Origin of the sequence: Paenirhizobium cremeum, from assembly GCF_047553425.1 — a bacterium.
Lineage (GTDB): Bacteria > Pseudomonadota > Alphaproteobacteria > Rhizobiales > Rhizobiaceae > Allorhizobium > Allorhizobium cremeum.
The window spans coordinates 804,243-828,475 of record NZ_CP180217.1 but is presented as its reverse complement, the minus strand read 5'-3'; the positions used below and the strand labels follow the sequence as shown (position 1 = coordinate 828,475).

The following is a 24,233-nucleotide window of genomic DNA, read 5'->3' as shown; positions in this document are numbered from 1 at the left end:
TTTGCAAAGCGATCTTTGCACCCCCACCGTAGTGTCGCTGAAGACGACCGGGAAACAACCCGGCGCAGGCCGGGCAGGACCGGCAACACGGGATTGGTGAAGACGATGTGGTTTCTAATCAAGGGAACGTTCTGGTTTTCGATGGTGCTGGTCGCGCTGTCCTATTTCAGCACCCGGCCCGCCAATGATGAAGCGACCGGCCCGCAGGTCGCCGTCGGCGACGCCATCGCCGTCGTGACCGATGCCTACCAATATATCTCCGCCATCTGCACCGAGAAGCCCGACGTCTGCGAAAAGGGCGCGGAAACGCTGACCGCGCTCGGCCACCGGGCCCGCGAGGGCGCCTATGTCGCCTACCAGATCCTCGACAGCCAGTTCGCCGACCAGAACACGGCTGAACCCGCCGCGCCGGCCATGACGCTGAAGCCGGCTCCCGCCGCCACGACCGAGGCGAAAACCGCCGCCGAGCCGACCACCATTTCCGAGATCATCACCGGCACGGTGACGCCGGAGCCGCGCCCGAAGAACGGCAACGGCCCGAAGCCCTATACGCCGCCGAAGCTCTGAACCATTTCTCCGGGGCCGAACCGGCCCCGCCACCCGCTTGCATCGAAACCGCCTTCCGGATTTCCCGGCCGGTTCCGTTGCCTGTCTGCCTGTCCCACAGGACCTTACGGCCATATTGCCGAGCCGCGCGGAAAAAACCGCGCGGCCTTTTTCTTTCACGCCGGCGGAAGACGATAGGGTTCCGCCGATCCCTGGAGCAGGCCGGGCGGAACACCTGTCCAGCTTGCGGGTTGCTCCTGAAAAGGGTCGCAACTTTCCAGACTCGCTCCGCACGCTCCAAATCCTCGTTTCATTGCAAGACGCCGGGCATGACGCTGGCGCAAAACCGCACGATAGTTTCGCGCGACATGCTTTAGAACTGTTCCATCTTTGCGAGCTATCCCTTATATCCAAGGGAACAGGAAGGATTTCCGACCCATGACGACCTTGCAGCAGATGATCGACGACTTCGCCTATCTCGAGGATTGGGAGGATCGTTATCGCTATGTCATCGAACTCGGCAAGGCGCTGCCCGATCTGCCCGAAGCCGAGAAAACGGCGGAAAACAAGGTGAAGGGCTGCGCAAGCCAGGTGTGGCTTTCCACCCGCGTGCACGAGGGCGCCGACCCGGTGATCGATTTTTCCGGCGACAGCGACGCCCACATCGTGCGCGGTCTGGTGGCAATCGTGCTTGCCGCCTATTCGGGCAAGCACGCCTCCGAGATCGTCAAGCTCGACGCCATCGACCTGTTTTCCCAGATCGGCCTGATCGAGCATCTATCGGCGCAGCGCGCCAACGGCCTGCGCTCGATGATCCAGCGTATCCGCGAGGAGGCCGCCCGCCATCTGGTCGCTTCGGCGACATCCTGACCCCGCCTCATCCGAGTTCGGGACGGTAATCCTCAGCACCCCAGCGGTGAGCGCGGCGGCTGCGCTGGGGTGGCGGCGCATAGTGGCGGGCAAGCGCCATCAAGGCCGTGCGCAGCATCAGCTTGGCGGAGCGCGCCGGCCACTGGCGCTCGCGCTCGACGGTCTCCAATCCCTTCATGAAGCAGCAGACATCGAGCGCAACGCCTGAAAGCTCCGGCCCGATAGCCTCGATTGCCGCATTCAGGCGGTCGCGGGCGCCGAGTGCCGAGTCCGTGAGATCTCCGGCGGCTGCGGGCTGCGCGCGCATGCGGCCGGCAAGCCTGGGCTCCCAGGAGGCGGTGATGCGCGGCTGCAGGCCGGCACGCTCGAAATCCGCGGCGAACCGTTCGCCGGCGGCGAGCGCCTCCTCGACGAGATAGGCCCCGCCGGATTTTTCCTTCAGGCGTGAAAGCGCCGAAAGCGGCGATTCGGCCAGATTGCGGCGGGTGACGGATCGCCCCTCCCCGGTCTCGACCGTCGCCGGGACAACATCCCGATGCTGATCCGCGAAAGCGTCGTCGGCTTCCTCCGCCATGGCGCGGCGCAGCCAGGTGGCCGTTCCCTCGCAGGACGAGAGGCTGCTTCCTTCCCGCACCAGAAGACCCGCGGATACGGCGTGGCGCAGCACCGCTACCGGAACAGGCGCCGCCCGCCCGTCCGCGAGCGCAAGGCTTGCGGTCTCCCCCTCCATGCCGGCGATGACGAGCGGGCCTTTCAGCGACAGGCGCAGGAGCCTGAGGAGCGGACGACGGATGGGATCGCCAGCGTCGTCGTGGGCCTTGCGGGCCGTGTGCGCTTCCGTGACACCCTTCTTCTTCATGAGCGGCTCCCGGGAAGAAGAAGCAGCGTCTCAGCCAGCCGCTCGATGATGGCGACGAAAGCGTCGAAGGCCGGATCGTCGCGGCGGTCCTCCACGACATGGCAGGCATGGGCGACGGTGGTGCGATCACGGCCGAAGGCATCGCCGATCTCGGCGAGCGGCATCTGAAGGGCGACGTGGCAGACATACATGGCGATCTGCCGCACATGGCAGACGGCGCGGCGGCGATCGCTGCGTTCCTTGCTGCCGTCGCCGGTCATGGCCAGCAGTTCGGCGGTAATCTGGCGCACGATCATGCAGAGAATGCGGCGGGCGGGCGAAGCTTTCGCAGGACCCGGCAGGGAGGAAGGAACGGCACTATCGGGTGACATATGAATACTCCTAAATTGTAGGAATTTATTCATACAACACTAGCGGAAAACGGGGACGTGAAAAGCAGCATGCATCACAAAATTCCCTGAATCCGTTGGAGATTTCCTTAAAATGATGATTTCATATGGGATTAATTTCCTCTATTCAGGCATAAAAAAACCGGGCTGACGCCCGGTTCTTCTGCTTTGGCTCTGGCTCACTTGCCGCGCTTGCGGCGCTGGCCGAGGCCCATTTCCTTGGCGAGACGCGAACGCGCCTCGGCATAGGCTGGCGCCACCATCGGGTAATCGACCGGCAGATCCCACTTTTCGCGATATTCTTCCGGGCCGAGATTGTGGTGGGTCATCAGGTGGCGCTTGAGCGACTTGAAAGCGCCGCCGCATTCCAGGCAGATGATCTGGTCGTCCTGCACGGACTTGCGCACGGCGACCGCCGGCTTCTGCTTTTCAACCACCGACACGACGGGCGCCGGCGCAGACGTATTGCTCAACGCCGAGTGGACGTCGGAAATCAAATTGGCAAGGTCTGCGACCGGAACCACGTGGTTGCTGACATAGGCCGCCACGATGTCGGCGGTCAGTTCCACCAACAGATCATGGCCCTGGCCATATGCGGTTTCAGTCATTTCACTTCTCCTGTTCAAAAAATGCCTGCCAGACGCCTGCCGCAAGACAAACGCCACTCCTTAAGCAAACAGGTGATGCCTCCGTGACGACCCTGCCGTTTCCGACCTGGAATCCACCCCTAGATTCCGGCTGACGCGGTGGACAAAACCTGCCCGATCCCGCACCTGTCTTTACAACGACGCGAAACCCCTCCCAAGTGTAGTACTTTTGAATACAACAAATGCCGGATGAATTTTCCGTTGCAACAGCCAAGTTCTCAAGATCTGTGCTCGACTAAATCGATTATCACCATTCGGACAAAAGTCCACTTAATATTTTTCACCAAATATGGGGAGCCTGCTCACCTTTTAATTTAGACATTGCAATTTCCGCCAATGCTGCAACCGCACCGATAGTGAAACATCCTGAATATTAGGGCACTTAAGAAGCCAGTATTTAAGGCGTCTTGTTCTTCAATTCATCAATGACGGAAACAGTGGATAAAGTGTAGCCGGCCTTATGGGCGGCGCGGGCGAGCAGATGCGCAGACAAGGGCGCCGTCAGGATGAAGAAGAAGAACCCGGCAAGCGCGCGGCTGAAAACGGCGACATCGCCGGAATGCAGGCCGAGCGCCAAAAGCAGCAATCCCGATCCGACCGTGCCGGCCTTCGAGGCCGCATGCATGCGGGTATAGAGATCCGGCAGCCTGTTGATGCCGATGGCCGCCACCAGCGCGAAGAGAGCGCCGGCGACGATGAGCACAAGGGTGACGATCGAAACCATGACGGCCCTCAGTCGGAACCTTTCCGGGACGGATCGTTGGCCGGACCGGCGGCGCCGGGACCGCCGCCCGCTTCGGCAAGCGGCACCGCGCCGTCCCCGGCCGGTTGCCCCTTCACCAGCGCGCGCGCCAGGATGAAACGCGCGAAGGCGACGGTTGCAAGGAAGCCGACAAGGCCAAGCGCGATGGCGATATCGACATAGAGCGCATATCGCGTCCTGATGGCGATGACGGCGATGAAACCGATGGCGATGCCGACCAGCATATCGAGCGCCAGCACCCGGTCCGGCAGGGTCGGCCCGCGCACGACCCGGTAGACGGTGAGCAGAAGCGAAAGCCCGAGCACGACGAGCGCGAAATTGCAGGCCATGCCGATGAGGGCGTCGGTCGCGGTCATTCGAAGGCCTCCCTGATCCTGCGCTCGAAACCGGCAGCGATATCGCGGCGGGCGCCTTCGACATCCGAGCAGTCGAGAGCGTGCACGTAGAGCGTCTTCCTGTCGTCTGAGACATCGACGGAGAGCGTGCCGGGGGTAAGCGTAATGAGATTGGCAAGCAGGCCGATTTCGAAATCGCGGGTGAGCGTCAGCGGATAGGCGAAGATGCCGGGCTGCACCTCCATCCTCGGCTTCATCACCATCAGCGCCACCTTCCAGGCGGATTTCGCCAGTTCGACGAAAAACAGACCGGCAAGCGCCAGAATCCGCAGCGGGCGCACGGCGTGGCGCACGCCGCCGAGCCGTTCGCGGATCAGGCGCAGCGCCAGCATCGACAGCACGAAGCCGAGGACAAGGTTGTGCAGCGAGGCGCTGCCGGTGACGGCGACCCAGACGACGGCCATCAGCAGATTGACGATATAGAGGTTCACGGCGCCCCTCCTTCAGGAAAGACGGAGAGATAATAGGCCGAGGGATCGCCGAGCCCGACGGCGGCATCGAAGCTGACGGCGATCAGCCGCTCCGGAAAGACGCCGAAGCCGACGACGAGGGCGGCAAGCGCGGCAACCGGAAGGATCGCGGCAAAGCCCGCTCTCGAAACCGGAAGGCCCGCGGCCGGAACGCCGTCCGCACCGGCCGGGGCGGATACGGGCGCCGGTCGCCAATAGGCGAGCAGGAAAAGACGGCCGAAGGCGATGGTGGTGAGAAAGCCCGACAGAAGCACCGCGCCGGCGAGCCACCACGCACCAATGTCGAGCGAGGCCTTGACCAGCATGGCCTTGGGCCAGAAGCCGGAAAAGGGAGGCAGGCCGCTTGCCGCGAAGAACAGGGCGAGCGACAGGCCGCCGAAGGCAGGCGCCGCGCTCCAGAGCCCGGCGAGGTCTTCCAGACGGTAGGAACCGCCCCGGCGGGCGGCCTCCCCCGCCAGAAGATAGAGCGCCGTCATCAGCACGATCGAATGGAGCGCATAGGCGATGGCGGCAGAGAGGCCCGTCCCGCCGCCGATGGCGATGCCGGCCAGCATGTTGCCGATGCCGGAGATGACGACGAAGCCGAGAAGGCGGCGGATATCCGATTGCGCCAGCGCGCCCATGGCACCCAGCACCATGGTGAGCGATGCGGCAACCGCGATGACGAGGCTCAGCGCCTCGCGCTCGAGCGGCAGCAGCATGACCACGACCCTCAAGAGCGCATAGACGCCGACCTTGGTGAGCAGGCCGGCAAACAGCGCCGAGACCACGATGCGGGGCGTATGGTAGGAGGCCGGCAGCCAGAAATTCACCGGAAAGGCCGCCGCCTTCATGCCGAAGGCCAGAAGAAAGAGGGCGGACAACGTCATCAGCGGCGCGCTCTCCGGCAATTCACCGGCCTTGCTGGCGATGTCGGCCATGTTGAGCGTGCCGAAGACAGCATAGAGATAGCCGACGGCGATCAGGAAAAGCGTGGTGGCGATCAGGTTCAGCACCGCATATTTCAGCGCGCCGTCGATCTGTTCGCGCTCCGAGCCGAGGATCAGGAGGCCGAAGGAGGAGATCAGCAGCACTTCGAACCAGACGTAGAGATTGAAGATGTCGCCGGTCAGGAAGGCGCCGGAGACGCCGGCCATCATCACCATCAGGAAGGGATAGAAACCGTAGCGGCGGCCGCTCGTGCCGATATCCTTCATCGCGTAGATCCCGCCCGCGAGCGCCACGATGGCGGCGGTGAAGGCCAGCAGCGCGCCGGTGAGATCGACGGTGAAGGCAATACCGAAGGGCGGCAGCCAGCGCCCCATCATCATCGTCACCGGCCCTTGCGAGGCGACGCGCGCCAGAAGCGCCGCATCGGTGAGCACCAGAGCGGCGAGGCCAGCAATGGCGATATAGGGATGCAGCCGGGTCGACTGGCGCAGCATCATCAGCACCGCGCCACAGGCAAGGCAGAGCGCCACCGGCAGGATGACCAGCCAGTCGCCTGCCGCAGCCGGCGCCATCACCAGGGTACGGGAGAAATCGACGGGGGACGATGCGGCCATCAGAGGCGCTCCTCCGATGGCAGGGAGTTACCCCCCTCTGCCCTGCCGGGCAGTTCCCCCTTGAGGGGGGTGCCCTTGGAATAGTGGGTAGCTACGGAGCACCAACCATCAGCCGAGCGCGGAAACATCTTCGCAGAATTCATCATCAATACCCCAGCGGCGGCAGCGGTTCGCCCTTCGGTTCGGCGACGCGCATGTCATCGGTGTCGTCGGTTCCGAGATCCTCATAGGCGCGATAGGCAAGCACCAGCAGGAAGCAGAAGAAGGAAAAGGAAATGACGATCGCCGTCAGGATGAGGGCCTGCGGCAGGGGATTGGCGGCACCGGCGGGCAGCGCATCGGCCCCGGCCGGAATGATCGGCGGCACTTCGCGGGTCAGGCGGCCGGCGGTGAACAGCATGAGGTTCACCGCATTGCCGAGGATGGCGACGCCGAGCAGGATGCGCACGACATGCTTCGACATCAGCAGGTAGAAGGCCGCGGCAAAGAAGATGCCGACGAGGCCGCAGAGCAGCGCTTCCATCAGTCCAGCCCCCTTTCTTCCAGCGCGAGCGCGATGGAGGTGATCGCGCCGACGACGACCAGATAGACGCCGACATCGAAGGACATCACCGTGGCGAGCGGCACCTCGACGCCGAGGATTTCGGGATAGATCCACAGCCCCGTCATGAAGGGCATGCCGAAGGGCGCCGAGATCAGGCCGGAGAGCGTCGACAGCAACAGTCCGGCGCCGGCAATCGACAGCGGGTGGAAGAAGAGCGCGCGGCGCACCGCCTGCACGCCGAAGGCAATGCCGTAGATCGCAAATCCCGAGGCGGCGATCAGGCCGCCGATAAAGCCCCCGCCCGGCTCGTTATGGCCGCGCAGCAGCACGAAGACCGAAAACAGCAGCATCAGCGCGGTGACGAAGGGGGCGAAGGTGCGGAAGATGACCGTATTCATGCGTGGCCTCCGTAAAAGCACGCCGGAGAGAGACAAGGAACGATCGTCATCACTTGCCTCCCTTCGGAGCGACCCGGATGCGGATCAGCGCCAGGATCGCAAGGCCGGTAATCATCACCACGGCAATTTCGCCCAGAGTGTCCGTGCCGCGGAAATCGACGATAATGACGTTCACGACGTTGGCGCCGTGGGCGATCACCTTGGAATAGGTGTTGAAGAAATCGGTGAGCACCGCATCGAAGGGGATTTCCGTCGACTTCAACAGCAGCATCGAGAAGCCGAGCCCGCAGGCAACCGCAATCGTGCCGTCGACGACACGTTCGAGCAGGGTGCGGGGATCGGCCGGCGAAAGCCGCAGCCGCGTCATCACCAGCGCCAGGATGACCACAGAAAGCGTTTCGACCATGAACTGGGTGAAAGACAGGTCGGGCGCGCCGAACAGCAGATAGATGATGGCCACCGCGAAGCCCTGGATGCCGAGCGAGACGATCGCCGTCAGCCGGTCGTTCACCCGCAGCACGGCAAAGAGGCCGATGACGGCTATGGCGAAGAAGGCGAGTTCATGGAACCGCGCATCCGCCGGCCAGGCCGGCAGCTTCGGCAATTCATCGAAGAGGACGGGCGGCACGAGAAGCGCCAGAGCCAGCAGCGCGAAGGTGAAGGTAACGTAGACATCCAGCCGGCCGTTCTGGATCACGCGCGTCACCTGAAAGGAAAGGCGCACGAGGCCGCGAATGAAGGCATCGAAACCGCGATCCGGACCGGGGCCGAGAATATCGAGCAGGCGCTCCATCGCAAGGCGGGCGCGGGAAAGGCCGAGATAGACGAGAATGCCGAGGGCGACCGTCGCCCCGGAAAGCGCGAGCGGCAGGCCGGGATGCGGCACGAGATCGATCGTCACGGCCTTTGCCGTCCCCGCCACGGCGCTGGCCATGGGGGAGGAAACCGCCCGATGCCACGGACCCGAAAAGACCGCCGCCGCAAGGCCGGCAAGCGCCAGGAGCAGCGGCCCGAACCACAGAAGAAGCGGCCCCTCATGGGCGTGTTTCGGCGTTTCCACCTTCGGCCCGAGGAAAGGCTTCAAGGCGACGGCGAAGGCGATGGCGAACATCAGCGCATTGCCGAGGATCGCCGCAAGCGCGAAGAGCACGGCGCGCGGGCCGGACCCCGCCAGCGCCGCATAGATCTCCTCCTTGGCGAGGAAGCCGAAGAAGGGCGGCAGGCCAGCCATGGAAATGGCGGCGAGAAGGGCGGCGGCGAAGGTGACCGGCATGGCGGCGCGCAGTCCGCCGAGCCTCGTCACGTCGCGGGTGCCCGCCTCGTGATCGACGATGCCGGCGACCATGAAGAGCGCGCCCTTGAACAGCGAATGGGCGACCAGATAGAGGACGGCGGCCTCGACCGCATAGGTCGAACCGAAGCCGGTCAGCAGAACCAGAAGGCCGAGCGAGGCGACGGTGGTGTAGGCCAGCATCAGCTTGAGGTCGGTCTGGCGGATGGCGAGCAGCGCGCCGACGAGCAGCGTGATGCCGCCGAAGAACGGCAGGAGGATTTCCCAGGCGGGCGTTTCGCCCATGACCGGATTGAGCCGCATCAGGAGATAGACGCCGGCCTTCACCATGGTCGCCGAATGCAGGTAGGCGGAAACCGGGGTCGGCGCTTCCATGGCGTTGGGCAGCCAGAAATGGAAAGGAAACTGCGCCGACTTGGTGAAGGCGCCGCCCAGCACGAGGAAAAGCGCGGTGACATAAAACGGGCTTGCGCGCAGGAGATCGCCGGTGTGAACCAGAAGGGAAAGCTGGGTGACGCCGGTGATGTTCCAGATGAAAATCAGGCCGGCCAGCAGAGCAAGCCCGCCGCCGCCCGTCACCACCAGCGCCTGCAGCGCCGCCCGGCGCGAGGCTTCCCGCTGATGATCGAAACCGATCAGCAGGAAGGAGGTGATCGAGGTCAGCTCCCAGAAGACGAAGAGCATCAGGAAGCTGTCCGACATCACCACGCCGAGCATGGCGCCCATGAACATGAGGATGAAGGAGAAGAAGCGTCCCTGCTGCGGATGGCCTTTCATATAGCCGCCGGCATAGAGCACGATCAGCGTGCCGATGCCGGTTATCAGCAGCGCGAAGGTAAGCGACAGGCCGTCGAGAAACCAGGAGAAGCTGAGGTTCAGGCTCGGCACCCAGGCATAGCCGCCGGTGACGACCTCGCCCCTGGCGATCTCCGGCAAAAAGCCGAGGAGATGGGCAAACACGGCCAGCGGAGCGAGCGCAATAAGCCACGCGGCATTGGCACCCAGTCGGCGCACGACAAGCGGGGCAAGAAGCGCAGCCACAAACGGCAGGGCCATGGCAAGAAAGGTCAGGGCAGCCCCGTCTCCTGTCATCAATACTCCCCTGCCGCTTCCCGCAGCCCGATCCCCCGACATCTTCGATGCGTCCGTTGTTAGGATAAATGGCCGGCAGCCTCAAGCAAGTTCGGAAAAAGACAGGAAAAAACCGACGGACAACGCCTTCAAGATGATTTGAACGCACGCGACGGGGACCATGGCGCGCATGGCGGGGCGCCGTGCAGGACGACCCGCCGCCCTTGTCCGGCGGCTACTCGACCAAGCCGCGCGCCGTCCCCTTTCGGCGCAGGTGGATTATCTGCGCCGAAAGGCCGACCACGAGAAGGACGAGCAAGCCGGCCTGGAAACCGAGGAGAAGCGGCGCATCGAGCGCGGTAACGAAGGGATGCCCGTCAGGCACCCGCCGCAGGGTTTCGCTCACCGTGGGCACCATCAGGAAGAAGGCGGACAGGCTGAGACAGACGGTCTCGACATAGCGCGCCAAGCGCGGAGGAACCGGCAGCCGCCCCACTCCGTAACCGGCAAGCACCAGCAAGGCGGTGATGAGGCCGATGACGTAGCTGACCGGCTGGTGAGCGACGAGAACCACCGTGGCGGCGCCGATCAGCATCGAGACGAAATAGATGCCGCCCGGAATGGAGCGGGGTACAATGCGCCCATGGCGGGCGAACATATAGAAGGCGACGGGGATGGCGGGCAGGCTGCCGAGCGTATGCAGCCAGCCGAGCGGGGAGATACCGAACATGCGGAGATCCTTTCAAGGGTTTCGAAACGGGATTTCGACCTACCTATCAGTCGGTAGGTAAATACGACAAAAACGATTGCGCCGCGCGGCATCAGTCGCGCGCTTCGAGACGCAGAAGCAAGGGATCGACGATCGCCCCGAAGACGGCCGGATCGCCATAGGCGCGGGCCGACAGCATGGCGCCGTGAACCGTGGCCATGAAAACCTCGGCCTCCGCCTCGGCGGGCGCGGAAAGCGCGATGACGCCCTGCTCGCCGCCCCGCCGCAGCACCGAGGCGAGCCAGCGCGACAGGCCGCGGAAGTGGGCCCTCACCTCCACGACAACATCCTCCGGAAGGACCGGGATCTGGGACGCCAGCAGGGCGCAGACGCAAAAGGGTTCGCTATCATCGACGATGCAGGCCCGCCAGTATCCGGCATAGGCGCGCAACTGCGCGGCGGGGTCCGTCACTTCGCGTTCGAGCGCGGCGACCCCCGCCTCCATCTCCTCGCGATAACGCGCGACCAGGGCGCGAACCAGATCGGATTTGGCGGGGAAGTGATGATGGATGCTGGCCTTGCGGATGCCGACCACCTCGGCGATATCGGCATAGCTGAAGCCGTTATAGCCCCCTTCAATGATAAGCTTGCGGGCACAGCGAAGAATGTCGTCGGAGGTGGTAGAGAGATTGCTCATGGAACATGCCTACCTATCGATAGGTAGTTTGTCAATCCTGCCGGGAACCAGGTCGGCGGCCATGCCCGGCCGACATGCCGGGGGCGACGGTATCACCGGCATTGCCGCGGATGGATCGGCGTCCTATCTAGGGGGAGAACAAGGAGATGACCATGGCAGATCCCGTCAAGCCGAAGATCGAGAAGTCCGAAGCCGAGTGGCGCGAGCAGCTGACGCCGGAACAATACCGAATCCTGCGCGAGCACGGCACCGAGCGGGCCTTCACCGGACCCTACTGGAACTCGTTCGAAAAAGGCCTCTACCGCTGCGCGGCCTGCGACGAGCCGCTGTTTTATTCCGACACCAAGTTCGACGCCGGCTGCGGCTGGCCGAGCTATTTCGAGCCGGTGAAGCCCGGTGCTGTCACCGAACACCGCGATGCCTCCTACGGCATGGTGCGGACGGAAATCCGCTGCGCCAATTGCGGCGGCCATCTCGGCCACGTCTTCCCCGACGGTCCGAAGCCGACCGGCCTGCGCTACTGCATCAACGGTCATTCGATGGTGTTCGAACCTGAGGCTTGATGGTTGTGAGAGGGCGGTGATGGGTATCGATCACGCAAAGGCTTACATAGGTCGAGCCGTTGCGGAAGCGGTGACACAAGCTGCGACATTCTGCGGATACCCCCTCTGCCCTGCCGGGCACAGGGGGTGAAGCCGCAAGCGAATGGCTTATCGTAGAAAACTCCATTGCAGCAGAGCCGGAAACACCCCACCTCCTCGCCTCCCCGCTACCCCATAAAACCGCTTCGCACTTTTGCGCGACATGCTTTACTTCTTTGTTTTACGCATTTGCGAACGCAAAACCGGTTCCCACTTTTGCTGGAATTGCTCTAAGTTCCGCGCCACAGCATCCAAGGGAATCATCCGCGTGAGCAATGTCGTCGAATTCAGGAAACCGCAGAAGCCGAAGGAACCGAAGAAGGTGCCACCGGGCCTGAAGAAGGCGCTGATCGCCGCCGGCGTTATCGCGGTCTTCGTGCTGGTCTGGGCCTATTTCAACTATTTCGGCGGCTGATCCGCACAAATGGCGGCGGCCTTTTCCCCGCGCCAGCGCGTGGGGTTCGTTCCCGTTACCCGCAGGAATTCCCGGTTGAAATTCGACTTGGTCATGAAGCCCGCCTCGAAGACGATGCGGGTGACGGGCATGTCGGTTTCCGCGAGAAGCCGGCAGGCTTCGGCAATGCGGAAATTGTTGACGTATTGCGAAACGCTCATGCCGTGGACGCGATTGACCGCATGGGAAACGGCGCGGGCCGGCAGGCCCATGCGGCGGGCGAGCTTGCCGAGATTGAGGCCGGCATCGGCATAAAGGCGCCGCTCGCGGATCAGCCGGTCGAGACCGGCCGCGACTTCCCCGTCCGCGCCGGAAACCTCCGGTGTCGGGGAGTATGCCCTGACTTCGTCTGCAGGCGATGCCTCCTCCTCTCCGCCCGCCCCCTCTTCGGCGCCGGCGACGACGGCGGCAATCCCGAGCAGGAGCAGGATGACGGTGGTCGCCGCCGAGACCACCGCGGCGGAATGGCGGCCGCCGCCGAACGCCATGTCAAAGCTGATGCCGATGTCCGTCAGGGCCGACGACATGAGCGTCAGCGCCGCCAGCACCAGCGAGCGATGGGAGCGGAGCGAACCGTCGAGACGCGAGGCCACGAGCCCGTCAGTGCCGAGGCGGGCGAGCCAGGCGAGCCGCATCCCGTACCCCAGGAACTCGCCGATAATCAGCAGGTCGATCAGATCGCGCCAGACGACGAGCAGCACGGCCAGCACGAGCGTCGGCATCAGATGCGGCCAGTCTCGGGCGGAAAGGCCGTTCCCCTCCTCGCGGGCAAGATCGCGGAAGGCAAGATAGGTGAGCGGCGGCACGAGGCTCGCAAAAAGCGACAGGATCGGCAGGATGGCGGTCACGCCATAGCCCCAGCGCAGGCCGACCAGCACCGTCTGCGCCACGTAAAGCGCGACCAGCAGGACGAAGAGATGATTGCTGCCAAGGCTTTCCCGCCCCTGCAGCAACAGCCGCACGAGAAAGGCCAGGAGGAAAAGCGAGACGGCAAACGATAGCGGTACGAAGATCATGGGCAGGTCGGCGGGTGTGACGAATTCGGTCTGATATCTCCATATGGCCCGAAAGCGCGTTCGAGGTCGACCTGAAACACGATCGAGGTCGCGGCCAGGGCAACCGGCATGCTCGATAAGGACATCCCCACGTCCAAAGGAGCACTCCCATGAAAATCCGAACCGCCCTCCTCTCCGTCGCCGGCACGATTATCGCGCTCGCCCTGATCGACGGCGCCGTCGCCTTCGTTTCCACGCGCGACAGCCTCGCCGGCCCCGTCGACCTCTCGAAGGTCTCGACGATCCGCGTCGAGGGATCGGCAAGCGACATCCGTATCACCACCGGCGCGGAAGGCCCGCATATCGCCGAGCTGAGGGGCGAGCGCCGGGGCTGGGGCGCGATCTGGCGTTCCGGCTGGTTCTCCGATGCCTGCCCGGCGCGGGGGGCGATGCGCATCGACGGAGATACGCTGATCGTCGATGTCGGCAGCACACCGCGTTTCTTCGACTGGTCGGACTGCACCATGGAGCTTGCCGCCGACATTCGGCCGGGGGCTGCTGTCATCATCGACCAGAAGGCCGCGCGCACCCGGCTCGACGGCGATTTCTCCGCCGTCGACATCCGCAGCGACGCCGGCGATATCAGCCTCGACGGGCATGCGGAAAACCTGACGATCTCAGGCGCGGCACTGAGAGCGCGGATCACCTTCAAGCGGGTCATGCAAAACGAAACGATCGCGATTTCCGGCAAGATGCTCGACGCGACGCTGCGCTTCCTGCAGCCAACGGCGGTCAGCTATCTGGTGGAGGCCACGGCCTCTTTCGTCGACAGCGCCCTGCCGAATACGCCCGGCGCAAAGCCGGCGATCCTCATCCGCGGCGACATGCTGCGCGCCCGCATCGAATAGGCCGGTCGCGATTGTGCGTCGCAACCGTATTGTGCGTCGCAAACAGAGCTTGCCAAAACGCCATATTTCCGGAGTAATCTCAGAAAGATTGATTCGTTTTGTCGGTAATTGCGCAATGTCCTCGCTCGCGCTCATTCTCTGGCTTTTGCCCGCCGCGCTCTTCATGGGGTTGACCTATGTCGAGGGCATGGCGAACGGCAACCGCTGGGACGGCGCCCGCATTCTGGGGCTTGCCGCAAGCTTCCTCTGGCCGGCAAGCCTGCCGGCCTTCCTCGTCTATGCGCGCTGGCACTATCGCCGCAACAGGGGCAAGGCGCCGGAGATGCGGCGCTACGAGGGCAGACGCGATCTTGGCGCCTTCGAAAGCTTTACAGCCTCAGTTCCATCGCGGCCAGATCGAGCCAGCGGCCGAACTTGATGCCGACTTCCCGGTGAATGCCGACGAGGCGGAAGCCAAGGCGCTCGTGCAGGGCAATGGACGGCGTGTTCTCCGCCTCGATCGCGGCGATCATCACATGCATGCCGGCGGCTTTCGCCCGCGCGATCAGTTCCAGCATCAGCTTTTTGCCGATGCCCGCGCCACGGCAATCCTTGTCGACATAGACGGAATGCTCGACGGTGTGGCGATAGCCGTCGAAGGCGCGCCAATCGCCATAGGAGGCGTAGCCCGCCACCTTGCCGTCCCTTTCCGCCACCAGAACCGGAAAGCCCTTCGCACGGCGCAGTTCCAGCCAGGCACGGCGATTGTCGACGTCGATCAGCACATCGTTCCAGATCGCGGTCGTGTGCTCGACCGCATGATTGTAGATGTCGCGGATCGCCGGGAGATCGGCCTCGACGGCATCACGGATGAGAACGGGTTGCGGCATGGAATATTGTCCACTATATTGGCGATATGTCCAATTTATCAGACGATTTCGACCGCTGTCTAGGGGAAAGAATCCGCGCTGAACGCACCGCGCGCAACTGGTCGCTGAGCGACCTTGCCGAACGGGCCGGCGTTTCCCGCGCGATGATAAACAAGGTGGAGCGAGGCGAGAGCAGCCCGACGGCCGCCTTTCTCGGCAAGCTCGCCGGTGCCTTGTCGCTCAGCGTCTCCACCCTGATTGCGCGGGCCGAAGCCAATGGCAGGCGGCTTTCCCGGGCGCAGGACCAGCCGGTGTGGACCGATCCTGAAACAGGCTATGTGCGGCGGCAGGTTTCACCTGCTGTCGACATGCCGCTCGAAATCGTCGAGGTTTCCCTGCCGGCCGGCGCCAGGGTTCCCTACGATGCAGCGGCCTTCGCCTTCCTTCAGCAGATGATCTGGGTGCAGGAGGGCAGCCTCGTCTTCCTCGAGGGCGAGACGCGCCACCACATCGCAGCGGGAGACTGTCTGGCGCTCGGCCCGCCCGCCGACTGCGCTTTCGTGAACGAGAGCAGCGAAGCCTGCCGATACGCGGTGGTGCTGCTCAAGGGGCGGTGAAGGGCGCACCGGCTTCCCTGACGCGCATCAGAAAGACCAGACCCTCTCGCACCACTTGAATGTTCGCAAGAATCACCCTCAAGTTGTCGTGGTTTCATTAGCCATTTTCGACGGAGGCCTCCATGCCAAACTTCATTGTGCCGCTTGTTATTCGTTATTTCTTGATATCGCTCGCGTTCACCGCAGCCCTGATAGCACTGGTTGCCCTGCTTCTTCATTTCAATGTAGTCGAGAAAGTGGGATCAAGTGCCGGTACAGGTGTAACTTTCGCCAGCGGGTTACTAACCGGAGCATATTTTCGCAAACGCGAGGGCCGTCTCGCGGAATGGGACGAGTGCTGGCGGATTTCGACCGTTTTGTTGTTGCCGCAACTCGTGCTGGCGTTAATTTCGCTGGCCATCTCCTATGCAGCAGGTGGCCTTCCCTTTGACGCATCATCACTGGCCTCGGGCACGCTTATCGGGATACTCGGCTTTGCCATCGTTTTTGGCTCACTACTGAGCTGGATCGTAACCGCCATCTCATTCCGTTTCGGATCGAAAATGGCTCCAAGATCAGCAAAAGGCTGGCGAAACCTCAGAGAGTGATCGCGGTAAACACCGCCGAGTAATGCACCATCGCGGCGGTGAGCACGAAGCCGTGCCAGATGGCGTTCTGGAAGCGCAGGCGCTCCCAGACGTGGAAGATCACGCCGGCCGAATAAAGGATGCCGCCGGCGAGGATGAGGGTGATGGTGATGCCGGGCAGGATCTTGGAAATCGGGCCCAGGGCGATGGCGCCGCTCCAGCCCATGGCGAGATAGAGCAGGATCGCCAGCCGGTCGTAGCGGCCGGGATAGCGACACTTCAGCCAGATGCCGATGACGCCCGTGAGCCAGACCGCGCCGAGCAGCGCCATGATGCGCCAGTCATCCGAACCCTTGACCAGGAACGGCGTATAGGTGGCGGCAATCAGCACGAAGATCGCCGAATGGTCGAAACGGCGCAGTATCCACTTGGTGCGCGAATGCGGCCACATGTTGTAGGTGCAGGAAACGCCGAGCGCGATGACAAGACCGAGGCCATAGATCCAGGCCGCCGCCATTTCCGCATGGGAAGACCAGACCGTCGCATAGAAAATCAGCGCGGTAGCACCGACCAGCGCGAAAACCACGCCGACGGCGTGGACAATGCCATCGGCCACCAGTTCGTGAAAATCGTAGGGCCGCCCGAAGCGGAACTGATCGGTCATCGACGCGGGACTTCCTGATGTTTCATCTTGCATGCCATCAATTAGATCATGAGCGAATTTAGGGCACCGGACAAGTCAACCTTCGGGCGGAGGTGGAATACTCCGTGATCGCGCCGGCGCGCCCCGCGCCTTTCCCCCGCCTTGTCAGGCGGCAATCGCCAGAGCGTGCCCGCGCCTTGCGGAGCGTTTCGGTTTAACCTAGAAATTCCTCGCCGTTCCGGCTGTTTTTCGAGGATCGACGCCATGCGTTTCACCGTGCTCGCCACATTCGCGGCGCTGATTACCTATGTCTGGTTCATGGTGAAGGTGGCGCGCGCCCGCAAGCAGTTCGGCGTCGAGGCGCCCAAGGTGTCCGGCAATCTCGATTTCGAACGGGTTTTCCGGGTGCAGCAGAACACCGCGGAACAGCTGGTGCTGTTCCTGCCGGCACTCTGGCTGTTCGGCACCTATACCTCGGATGCCGTGGCCGGGCTGCTCGGCCTTTGCTGGACGGCGGCGCGTGCCCTCTATGCCACGGAATATTACTCCGACGCCAGGAAACGCGGGCCGGGCGCGGCACTCACCACCCTGATCGGCCTCGTGCTGCTCGTCGGCGGCACCATCGGCGCATTGCTCAAGATGCCTTGAGGACCAACCTGACGAAGGCGAAACGATTTGACGGGATCATTTGAAACCGGCCCGCCTCCGTTAAAACGAAGACGGGCCGGATATCTTACTTGCCGGATGCACATTCCTGGCAGAAGGGCGTGTAGGGCACGGCTGCGAGGCGCTGTTCGGAAATCGGCTGGCCACACTTGACGCATGTGCCGAAGGTGCCCTTGGCGAGGCGGTCGAGCGCCGCATCGATCGCCTTCAGCTCCTTCTCGCCGACCTCGCCGAACTCCTCGAGGACCTCGTCGTTTTCAGCCTCGGTGGCCTGCTCCTCGCTGTCCTGGTCCCGGGGCCGGCCAAGATCGGTGTCGATCTTTTGCAGGCGGGCCAAGATCTCCTGCTGCCTGTCCTTCAGGATCTGTTCGTATCTTGCGGTGTCCATCCCGGGTGTTTCCTTGTTCTTCTATGGCAGTCTGAGGGCCGGCCGCTCAGCGGTCAACCAGAACCGAGCATTTTGCGTGACGGACGACGCGGTCGGCGGTGGCGCCGATGAAATAGTTGGCGAGATCCGGAATATGCGAGGCGATGATGATGAGATCGGCGCCGTGTTCGCCGGCAGCCGCCAGGATTTCGCGGGCCGGCGCGCCCGAACGGATCTCGACACGGGCGTCGATGCCGGTCTTTTCCTTGATCTCGACGAGCTTGGCCTTGCCGTCCTTGATCGCGCCTTCGATGACGTCGACCGGCAGGTCGATGGCGAGATAACCCGGCATGTCCTCGACCACGGTCAGCAGAATAATCTCACCACCGGCATCGAGCAGCGAAGCGGCCTTGCGCAGGATCTTCTCGCCCTTGTCGAGCTGTCCGCAATCCACCGGAACAATAATTTTCTTGTACATGACTTTCTCCTTTAACCTGCGACCGTCCCCGCCGCGTTTCCTCTCTTTGTCCGTAACATGGGTCGCCGCGGCCCTTCCCGCATTGATCAGGATCAATTTTTCGCCGGGCAAAGAAAACAGTCATCGTCAACAATCGTCGAACGATAAATCCACTTTATTCAGCCTTTCGTGAACGATGCGACATCTCCATATTAACGCCGGGCAGAGATGAGGAAAAGGATCGGCGGCGCGGCCCGACCGCCGGCGGCGAGACCGGTGCGAAAGCGCTTGGCCGAAAGCCGAAGCGGCGGCGATCCGAAGGAGATTTCCATGGCAGACACGCTTGCGGCAGACGAAACCCCGAGCTTTGCGCTTACCCGACCGGTGCATGTGGGCCGGAGCCATCTGGTGGTGAGCGATCTCGACCGGGTGAAACAGTTCTACGAGACGATGCTCGGCCTGCGGGCCATCGAGCAGACGGCGAGCGGCGTGGTGCTCGGCGCGGGCGGCAAGCCGTTGCTGACGCTGACGACCGGCGGCGATGTCGCGCGGGCACCGCGCAACGCCGCCGGCCTCTTCCATACCGCCTTCCTCCTGCCCGACCGCAACGAACTCGGCCACTGGCTCGCCCATGCCGTGGCGCATGGCGTGCGCCTCGACGGCGCCTCCGACCATCTGGTGAGCGAGGCGATCTATCTTTCCGATCCGGAGGGCAACGGCATCGAGGTCTATGCCGACCGCCCCGTCAGGGACTGGAGGTTCCTGTCGGACGGCACGGTGGAGATGGCGACGCTGCCTCTCGACCTGCAGGGTCTCTACGACAAGGCTCCGAAGACAGCCTGGGGCGGGATGACGGACAGGGCGGCGATCGGCCACATGCATCTGCAGGTCGGCAATATTCCGCAGGCCGACCGTTTCTACGAGGGCGTGCTCGGCCTGAAGAAGATGGCTGCCTATCCGGGCGCAAGCTTCTTCGGCGCCGGGACCTATCATCATCACATCGCCGCCAATATCTGGAACAGCCGCGGCGCCACCGTCCGCGAAGGCGGCATGTCCGGCCTTTCGGACTATTCGCTGACCTTCAACGACAGGAATGCGCTCGACAAGGCGCTCGCCACGCTGGAAAGCCTCGAAATCCCCGTGACCCGCACCGCCGAGGGCCATGCGTTGAAAGACCCGTGGGGCATCGGCCTGACGCTGACTGCTGCGGCGTGAGGGAGACTTCCGCCCCGCCGCACATGCGCATGCCTCAGGCTTGGACCGCGGCCTTCGGCGCCATCAGGCAGATCGCCTTCTGCCGGCCGCGGAGCGGTTCGGAACTGGCGACTTCCCAGAGGCCGTCCTCCTTCGCCGCCGCGACGGCCTCGCCGGAGGCGAGCAGCGGGGTGGAGAACTGCTTGGTCGCCTGTTCGATGCGGGACGCGACATTGACGGCATCGCCGATCACGGTGAATTCGCGCCGCGCGTCGTCACCGACGATGCCGCAATAGACCTTGCCGATGTGGACACCGATGCCGACGGTGAAACGGACGGCGTCGTCGACCGAGCCGTTGCGTTCGTCGATCAGCCGCAGGATGTCGCGGGCGCAGTTCAGGCTCCTTGCCGCATCGTCTTCCGATGGATCGGGCACGCCGAACAACAGCATGGCACCATCGCCGATGAACTTGTCGATCACGCCGCCATTGGCCTGGGAGGCGCGCTGGACGATCGAGCGGAAGGAACGGATCAGCTTCGACAGCGCCTTGGGATCGAGGCCCTCGGCGATCTGCGTCGAATTGCGGATATCGACGAAGAGGATCGACACCACCTGTCTGCGACCCTGCCGCCACTCATCGCCCTGGGTCACCAGCGGAACGACTTCCGGCGGCAGAAAGCGCGACAATTCCGCGGTGGAATAAGCCGCCTGCTGGGCGCGGCGCAAGAGCGAGCGGGCGCGATACATCACCACGACGGAGGCAAGCCCGGTGAGGACGAGGAGGCTGAAACGCGCGAATGACGGCAGCGGCGAAAACAGCGCCCACACGCCGGCGGGTATGGCGGCCTGTTCGCCCATCTCCAGCGGAAGCAGCATGGCGACAGCCACGAGCGCGATGAAGAACAGGAAAGTCGACCAGATCTGGATCGCCGGCTGGTAGCGCAATGCGCCGACCGTCAGCAGCAGCGGAATGGACCAGGTGACGGGCGCGGCGAAGATCCACGCGCCGGAAAGCTGGTGGAAGCTTAAAGACAGATAGCAGACGGCCGCCACCATGGCCGCGTCCATGAACGAGAACAGGTAGCGCATCCAGGCTCGGAATTTCCCAAGGCCTATGAGCAAGAGCGCGACAAGCCCGCTCAATGACAGGGTCACAAGCGAAAGCACCGACGGAACCTGCCAGCGGAAAGGCTGCCCGGGCATGCTGAGTAGCGGCTCGACGAAATGGGGCGCCAGCAGCACCAGCGCGCAAAAGAGCCGGAGCACCGCCAGGGCGCGCTCGGCCTCGATTTCCGCGTCCGAGATCGACTTCAGCGTCGTCAGCTTTCGCGCCGGAGATTCCATCGGACAGGTTCCTTCGTAGCTTCGTTCAACAGCGCGGCTTCATGTAGGAAGCTTTTCGGCAGACGCCAGTTCACGTCACGCAGGAAAGTACAAGGGTCCCCGCCGGCTTGAAGCCCGGCGACATGCATCAGGAAACCCTGCCCGCCATCCTTGCGGCCGCCATGCCAACAATACCCCTTGCTTCGTAATAGGCTTTCTTCTGCTCGTACATCAGCGTATCCGCGCGCTTGACGACGGCTTCCATGGTCTCGCCGGGCTCGCTCGTCGCCGCACCCAGGGACATGCCGAGCGGAGCGTTCGAGTAGAACTGGTTGTTGATCTTCAAAAGTTCGTTGATCGTATCGACCATGGCGCCCGCCGCCTTGGCGTCGGCCCCCGGCATCAGGACGGCGAATTCGTCGCCGCCGATCCGCGCTGCATGGTTGGGCGGCGAGACGGCGCCGTTCAGGATTTCCCCGAAGCGCCTGAGCAGGGCATCGCCGGCATCGTGACCGAGCTGGTCGTTTGCCTCCTTCAGCCCGTTAAGATCGATCATGATGACCGAAACCGGCCGCAGCGGCTTTCTCTCCAGCCGGTTGATCTCGTCCGTATAGAAGGCACGGTTGTAAAGCTTGGTGAGAACGTCGTGCTTGCCGAGATATTCGAGATAGGCTTCGGCCTTCTTGCGGGCGGTGATGTCCGCGAGCGCCACCTGAACGCGGGACCAATCCTTCTCATGACCGGGAAAAACCGAGAAATGCAGCAGAATGTGCCGCTCCGAGCCGTCCAGCGCGTAATTGATGACCTCGCGATGGTGGTAGAGATTGCCGTTCCAGAGCTCCATGAGCTGTTCGCGGAAAGGCTTTTCCATATCGTCGCGGAAGATCTCGTTCTGCCGCTGCAGAAGCGTCATCCGGTCCGGCGCACAGAACAGGTCAAGCGTCGCCTGGTTGACGTCGATGACGCTGATCTCGCTCATGCACTGGCGCACGAACTCCGGATGAACGTCCATGAAGGTCCGGAAATCGACGATGCCGCGGTCGCGAACGTCCTCGATCAACGCCCTGATGCCGCTGAAATCCTCAATCCACAGAGAGACGGGCGAGTGCTTGAAGATGCCCTCTGCCTGGAGCCTCTGGGCGACTTCGGCGCGCCGCGCGTCTTCCCGGGCGGTGATGTCCTCCGTCGTCAGAAGCAGCTTGCCGAGGGTGTCCTCATAACCCGGCAGCACGGCGCCGCGAAGCTGGATATCGAGCCGCCTGCCGGAGAGGGTGTAGTTCACCGTCGCGCTGGAGAAGGCCTGCTTTCCGTCGAAAAGCTCGGCCAGTTCGTTGATGTGCGTTTCCAGCATGTCGTCGCGAAAGATCTTCGACGTGTTCGCCCGAAGATGATCGGCGTCGTCTGCCTCGAAAAGCTCCAGCGTCTTGCGGTTGACATCCAGCACCCGGATTCGCCTGGAGCACTCCGCAATGCGCGAAACATCCGCCCGCAGAAAGCCTCGAATATCCGTGACGCCCTCGGCACGCCAGATGTCGAACTGCGCCTTCACCTCGCTGAAATCCTCGATCCACATGGCGATCGGGGCGAGATTGAAGATATCGGAATCGAATGCCTCGGGCATTGAACCTCCTGAAATGAGGTTGGAAGAAAAGTGCGACCGGCACAGATGCGGCTATGCGGACAGTATTAACGGCGAATGGTAAACCGCGTCTTGACCGGCACGGCAAGGGCCATGACGATGCGGAACGGCCGAAAGCGGCTGCAAGGACGGCGGCACGAGGCGCCGTCTCCTCCTCGTCACTGCTGCGCCACACCGGCGATCTCCTTCCCGTCGAGCGTATCCAGCCGGACGAAGACCGCACCTTTTGCCTTCAGCGCCTCGATGCCCCGGGCGACGCCCTCGCCGGAGTAGCGCTCGGGATGATTGACATGGGCGATAATCACGTCGCCGTCGCGGGCGGCGGCGATCCGCTTCGCGACCGCCGCGGCAGGCAGAGTGGCGCCCTGATCGGCATTCAGAGAATAGCCGGCGATGCGGTAGCCCATCGCTTCGATCGCGGCGATGGCGGCGGGTGTGTAGCGGGCGGTGGCGCCACGAAACCAGCGCGGTGCATCGAGACCGTCCTTCACCATCCATTTCGCCCCGTTTTCCACCTCGCCGACCACGGCCTCCATCGAGCCCGCCGTCGCTATGCCATAGACGGTGCCCGGCCGGTCGATCGCCGGGACATGGTTCAGCCCGTGGTTCTCGAGCTCGAACAGGTCCGGTCGACCTTTCAGGAGAGCGAGCGCCTCGGCGTTGCGGCGCAGCCAGCGGGCCGTGACGAAGATCGTAGCGGGGATCTCGCCCTCGATCAGCACGGAGAGAATGCGCATGTCGACATGGCCGGAACAGGCATCGAGCGTCAGGGCCACATGCGGCGCTGCCCGGTTTCCGCCTTTCGCGACGGTGAGGCGGGGCTCCACCGTCTCCTTCAACACCTCCGGGCCGGCAGACGGAACAGCCGACGCTGCTTCCGGCATTGCCGCCAAAGCGCGCGGGGCCGCAAGAGCGCAGGCAAGACAGGCGCAGAAGGCGCGGCGGGACAATCGCAGGGGTGACGACATGGACGGAGGCTTCAAGAACGAGGGAGAGAATCGGACGGACAAAATGACAGGTTGCGAAACCGACCGAAGCCTTCGCCCCGGAGCGTGCCGAAATTGTGGCGCACGCTACCCAAAATGACGACGAGACGGGCCACAACGCTATCCGGAAGCCCGGACCTCAACCCTCTGGGCCGCCAGAAAATTATCGATCTGCGGCAAGATTATCCCAAACAAAACAGGGGACTTGGCAGTTTTTTCCGGCACTCGCAAAAATCGAAATTTCGGATATTTTTCATTCTTTCATTGCATTATGGACGGTAACGCCTATATTAACGCTATCGAAGATTGCTTGTGACCTTTGTCTAAGCGCTGCGGCGCACGGTCAGATTTCCTCTCAACATCGATCAAGCCGGACGAATATCTCCCCGGCGAACCAAACGATTGAAAGGAAATCGTTATGAATACCGGCACCGTAAAGTGGTTCAACAGCACCAAGGGCTTCGGCTTCATTCAGCCTGACGAAGGCTCTACGGATGTGTTCGTGCACATCTCCGCCGTCGAACGGGCTGGCATGCGCGAACTGCGCGAAGGCCAGAAGATCTCCTACGATATCGTGCGCGACAACCGGTCGGGCAAGAGCTCGGCAGACAACCTTCGGGCTGCGTGATTGTCATTCGCCCTGGCTGACCACGGATGTACTGGCAGCAAGAGCGCAATGCGCTTCAGGGTTTGAGTGACGAGAAGAGGTCGGGTTCATTCCCGGCCTTTTTGTTT

At 63.1% G+C, this 24,233-nt stretch carries 31 protein-coding genes; 11 read left to right on the top strand and 20 right to left on the bottom strand.

Annotated elements, in window-relative coordinates; genetic code table 11:
• Positions 1-105 precede the first annotated feature (105 nt).
• Positions 106-567, top strand: a complete 462-nt coding sequence (locus tag ACLBKR_RS04045) for a DUF5330 domain-containing protein (RefSeq protein WP_113426233.1) — start codon at positions 106-108, stop codon at positions 565-567.
• Positions 568-984: 417 nt separating this feature from the next.
• Positions 985-1,416 (top strand): SufE family protein, encoded by a 432-nt coding sequence (locus ACLBKR_RS04040; RefSeq protein ID WP_112830802.1) that lies wholly within the window; start codon positions 985-987, stop codon positions 1,414-1,416.
• 7 nt (positions 1,417-1,423) lie between these two features.
• On the opposite strand, the gene ACLBKR_RS04035 is transcribed toward ACLBKR_RS04040, so the two are convergent.
• The 12 genes from ACLBKR_RS04035 to ACLBKR_RS03980 all read right to left on the bottom strand — a co-directional run bounded on the left by ACLBKR_RS04035 (position 1,424) and on the right by ACLBKR_RS03980 (position 11,193).
• Positions 1,424-2,275, bottom strand: a complete 852-nt coding sequence (locus ACLBKR_RS04035; protein ID WP_414900731.1) for a DUF6456 domain-containing protein — start codon at positions 2,273-2,275, stop codon at positions 1,424-1,426.
• A complete protein-coding gene (locus ACLBKR_RS04030; RefSeq protein WP_113426235.1) occupies positions 2,272-2,646 on the bottom strand; it encodes a helix-turn-helix domain-containing protein in 375 nt (124 codons plus the stop codon). The genes ACLBKR_RS04035 and ACLBKR_RS04030 overlap by 4 nt, the downstream gene beginning before the upstream one ends.
• Before the next feature lie 197 nt (positions 2,647-2,843).
• The gene (locus ACLBKR_RS04025; RefSeq protein ID WP_112830800.1) at positions 2,844-3,272 is read right to left on the bottom strand and encodes a MucR family transcriptional regulator; all 429 of its coding nucleotides are present in this window, start codon (positions 3,270-3,272) and stop codon (positions 2,844-2,846) included.
• A 436-nt stretch (positions 3,273-3,708) separates the two neighbouring features.
• On the bottom strand, positions 3,709-4,035 hold the full coding sequence (gene mnhG / locus ACLBKR_RS04020) for a monovalent cation/H(+) antiporter subunit G (RefSeq protein WP_414900729.1): 327 nt from the start codon (positions 4,033-4,035) through the stop codon (positions 3,709-3,711).
• A gap of 8 nt (positions 4,036-4,043) precedes the next feature.
• Entirely contained in the window at positions 4,044-4,430 is a 387-nt protein-coding gene (locus ACLBKR_RS04015) for a cation:proton antiporter (RefSeq protein WP_113338902.1), read from the bottom strand.
• Positions 4,427-4,900, bottom strand: coding sequence for a Na+/H+ antiporter subunit E (locus ACLBKR_RS04010; protein WP_113338903.1), 474 nt, complete (start codon positions 4,898-4,900; stop codon positions 4,427-4,429). Before ACLBKR_RS04010 ends, ACLBKR_RS04015 begins: the two co-directional genes overlap by 4 nt.
• Complete coding sequence (locus ACLBKR_RS04005) at positions 4,897-6,483, bottom strand: Na+/H+ antiporter subunit D (protein WP_113448330.1); 1,587 nt, start codon at positions 6,481-6,483, stop codon at positions 4,897-4,899. The genes ACLBKR_RS04010 and ACLBKR_RS04005 overlap by 4 nt, the downstream gene beginning before the upstream one ends.
• 145 nt (positions 6,484-6,628) lie before the next feature.
• Positions 6,629-7,006, bottom strand: coding sequence for a Na+/H+ antiporter subunit C (locus ACLBKR_RS04000; RefSeq protein WP_113448331.1), 378 nt, complete (start codon positions 7,004-7,006; stop codon positions 6,629-6,631).
• Positions 7,006-7,425: a Na+/H+ antiporter subunit B gene (locus tag ACLBKR_RS03995; RefSeq protein WP_112830795.1), complete on the bottom strand. Its 420-nt coding sequence runs from the start codon at positions 7,423-7,425 to the stop codon at positions 7,006-7,008. The genes ACLBKR_RS04000 and ACLBKR_RS03995 overlap by 1 nt, the downstream gene beginning before the upstream one ends.
• Positions 7,426-7,474: 49 nt before the next feature.
• Positions 7,475-9,808: a putative monovalent cation/H+ antiporter subunit A gene (locus ACLBKR_RS03990; RefSeq protein WP_113448332.1), complete on the bottom strand. Its 2,334-nt coding sequence runs from the start codon at positions 9,806-9,808 to the stop codon at positions 7,475-7,477.
• Positions 9,809-10,022: 214 nt separating this feature from the next.
• Positions 10,023-10,517, bottom strand: coding sequence for a hypothetical protein (locus tag ACLBKR_RS03985; protein ID WP_113439722.1), 495 nt, complete (start codon positions 10,515-10,517; stop codon positions 10,023-10,025).
• A 91-nt stretch (positions 10,518-10,608) separates the two neighbouring features.
• Positions 10,609-11,193, bottom strand: a complete 585-nt coding sequence (locus ACLBKR_RS03980; protein WP_112830793.1) for a TetR/AcrR family transcriptional regulator — start codon at positions 11,191-11,193, stop codon at positions 10,609-10,611.
• Positions 11,194-11,345: 152 nt separating this feature from the next.
• Here ACLBKR_RS03980 and msrB point away from each other — a divergent pair, with 152 nt between their 5' ends.
• Both msrB and ACLBKR_RS03970 read left to right on the top strand, forming a co-directional pair.
• Positions 11,346-11,756, top strand: coding sequence for a peptide-methionine (R)-S-oxide reductase MsrB (gene msrB, locus ACLBKR_RS03975; RefSeq protein WP_113338980.1), 411 nt, complete (start codon positions 11,346-11,348; stop codon positions 11,754-11,756).
• 346 nt (positions 11,757-12,102) lie between these two features.
• Entirely contained in the window at positions 12,103-12,249 is a 147-nt protein-coding gene (locus tag ACLBKR_RS03970; protein WP_244711931.1) for a hypothetical protein, read from the top strand.
• Here ACLBKR_RS03970 and ACLBKR_RS03965 read toward each other — a convergent pair.
• Positions 12,234-13,304 (bottom strand): helix-turn-helix domain-containing protein, encoded by a 1,071-nt coding sequence (locus ACLBKR_RS03965; protein ID WP_113338908.1) that lies wholly within the window; start codon positions 13,302-13,304, stop codon positions 12,234-12,236. The two genes, ACLBKR_RS03970 and ACLBKR_RS03965, sit on opposite strands and share 16 nt — an antisense overlap.
• 149 nt (positions 13,305-13,453) lie before the next feature.
• On the opposite strand from ACLBKR_RS03965, the gene ACLBKR_RS03960 reads away from it, so the two are divergent.
• Entirely contained in the window at positions 13,454-14,191 is a 738-nt protein-coding gene (locus tag ACLBKR_RS03960) for a hypothetical protein (RefSeq protein ID WP_113338909.1), read from the top strand.
• A 115-nt stretch (positions 14,192-14,306) separates the two neighbouring features.
• A complete protein-coding gene (locus tag ACLBKR_RS03955) occupies positions 14,307-14,609 on the top strand; it encodes a hypothetical protein (protein ID WP_113338910.1) in 303 nt (100 codons plus the stop codon).
• Here the strand turns inward: ACLBKR_RS03955 and ACLBKR_RS03950 are convergent.
• Positions 14,560-15,060, bottom strand: a complete 501-nt coding sequence (locus ACLBKR_RS03950; RefSeq protein WP_112830790.1) for a GNAT family N-acetyltransferase — start codon at positions 15,058-15,060, stop codon at positions 14,560-14,562. The two genes, ACLBKR_RS03955 and ACLBKR_RS03950, sit on opposite strands and share 50 nt — an antisense overlap.
• 26 nt (positions 15,061-15,086) lie before the next feature.
• Here ACLBKR_RS03950 and ACLBKR_RS03945 point away from each other — a divergent pair, with 26 nt between their 5' ends.
• Together ACLBKR_RS03945 and ACLBKR_RS03940 are read left to right on the top strand one after the other, a co-directional pair.
• On the top strand, positions 15,087-15,656 hold the full coding sequence (locus tag ACLBKR_RS03945) for an XRE family transcriptional regulator (protein WP_113338911.1): 570 nt from the start codon (positions 15,087-15,089) through the stop codon (positions 15,654-15,656).
• 122 nt (positions 15,657-15,778) lie between these two features.
• Entirely contained in the window at positions 15,779-16,243 is a 465-nt protein-coding gene (locus ACLBKR_RS03940; protein WP_113338912.1) for an ABZJ_00895 family protein, read from the top strand.
• On the opposite strand, the gene trhA is transcribed toward ACLBKR_RS03940, so the two are convergent.
• On the bottom strand, positions 16,233-16,886 hold the full coding sequence (gene trhA, locus ACLBKR_RS03935) for a PAQR family membrane homeostasis protein TrhA (protein ID WP_112830787.1): 654 nt from the start codon (positions 16,884-16,886) through the stop codon (positions 16,233-16,235). The genes ACLBKR_RS03940 and trhA overlap by 11 nt on opposite strands.
• Before the next feature lie 243 nt (positions 16,887-17,129).
• Here trhA and ACLBKR_RS03930 point away from each other — a divergent pair, with 243 nt between their 5' ends.
• A complete protein-coding gene (locus ACLBKR_RS03930; RefSeq protein ID WP_112830786.1) occupies positions 17,130-17,513 on the top strand; it encodes an MAPEG family protein in 384 nt (127 codons plus the stop codon).
• An 85-nt stretch (positions 17,514-17,598) separates the two neighbouring features.
• Here the strand turns inward: ACLBKR_RS03930 and ACLBKR_RS03925 are convergent, their stop codons facing one another.
• Both ACLBKR_RS03925 and ACLBKR_RS03920 read right to left on the bottom strand, forming a co-directional pair.
• Positions 17,599-17,919 carry a TraR/DksA C4-type zinc finger protein gene (locus ACLBKR_RS03925; RefSeq protein ID WP_113487722.1) on the bottom strand — a complete coding sequence of 107 codons (321 nt, stop codon included), beginning with the start codon at positions 17,917-17,919 and terminating at the stop codon, positions 17,599-17,601.
• 46 nt (positions 17,920-17,965) lie between these two features.
• Positions 17,966-18,376, bottom strand: a complete 411-nt coding sequence (locus ACLBKR_RS03920) for a universal stress protein (protein WP_112830784.1) — start codon at positions 18,374-18,376, stop codon at positions 17,966-17,968.
• 309 nt (positions 18,377-18,685) lie between these two features.
• Here ACLBKR_RS03920 and ACLBKR_RS03915 point away from each other — a divergent pair, with 309 nt between their 5' ends.
• Positions 18,686-19,570, top strand: a complete 885-nt coding sequence (locus ACLBKR_RS03915; RefSeq protein WP_113487724.1) for a VOC family protein — start codon at positions 18,686-18,688, stop codon at positions 19,568-19,570.
• Positions 19,571-19,604: 34 nt separating this feature from the next.
• Here ACLBKR_RS03915 and ACLBKR_RS03910 read toward each other — a convergent pair whose 3' ends face one another.
• From ACLBKR_RS03910 to ACLBKR_RS03900, 3 genes are all read right to left on the bottom strand, one after another.
• Positions 19,605-20,894, bottom strand: a complete 1,290-nt coding sequence (locus ACLBKR_RS03910; RefSeq protein WP_414900718.1) for an adenylate/guanylate cyclase domain-containing protein — start codon at positions 20,892-20,894, stop codon at positions 19,605-19,607.
• 127 nt (positions 20,895-21,021) lie between these two features.
• Complete coding sequence (locus ACLBKR_RS03905; protein ID WP_414900716.1) at positions 21,022-22,494, bottom strand: diguanylate cyclase domain-containing protein; 1,473 nt, start codon at positions 22,492-22,494, stop codon at positions 21,022-21,024.
• Positions 22,495-22,670: 176 nt separating this feature from the next.
• The gene (locus tag ACLBKR_RS03900) at positions 22,671-23,480 is read right to left on the bottom strand and encodes a polysaccharide deacetylase family protein (RefSeq protein WP_414900714.1); all 810 of its coding nucleotides are present in this window, start codon (positions 23,478-23,480) and stop codon (positions 22,671-22,673) included.
• Positions 23,481-23,916: 436 nt separating this feature from the next.
• Here ACLBKR_RS03900 and ACLBKR_RS03895 point away from each other — a divergent pair, with 436 nt between their 5' ends.
• The gene (locus tag ACLBKR_RS03895) at positions 23,917-24,126 is read left to right on the top strand and encodes a cold-shock protein (RefSeq protein ID WP_112830780.1); all 210 of its coding nucleotides are present in this window, start codon (positions 23,917-23,919) and stop codon (positions 24,124-24,126) included.
• The last annotated feature ends 107 nt before the right edge of the window (positions 24,127-24,233 follow it).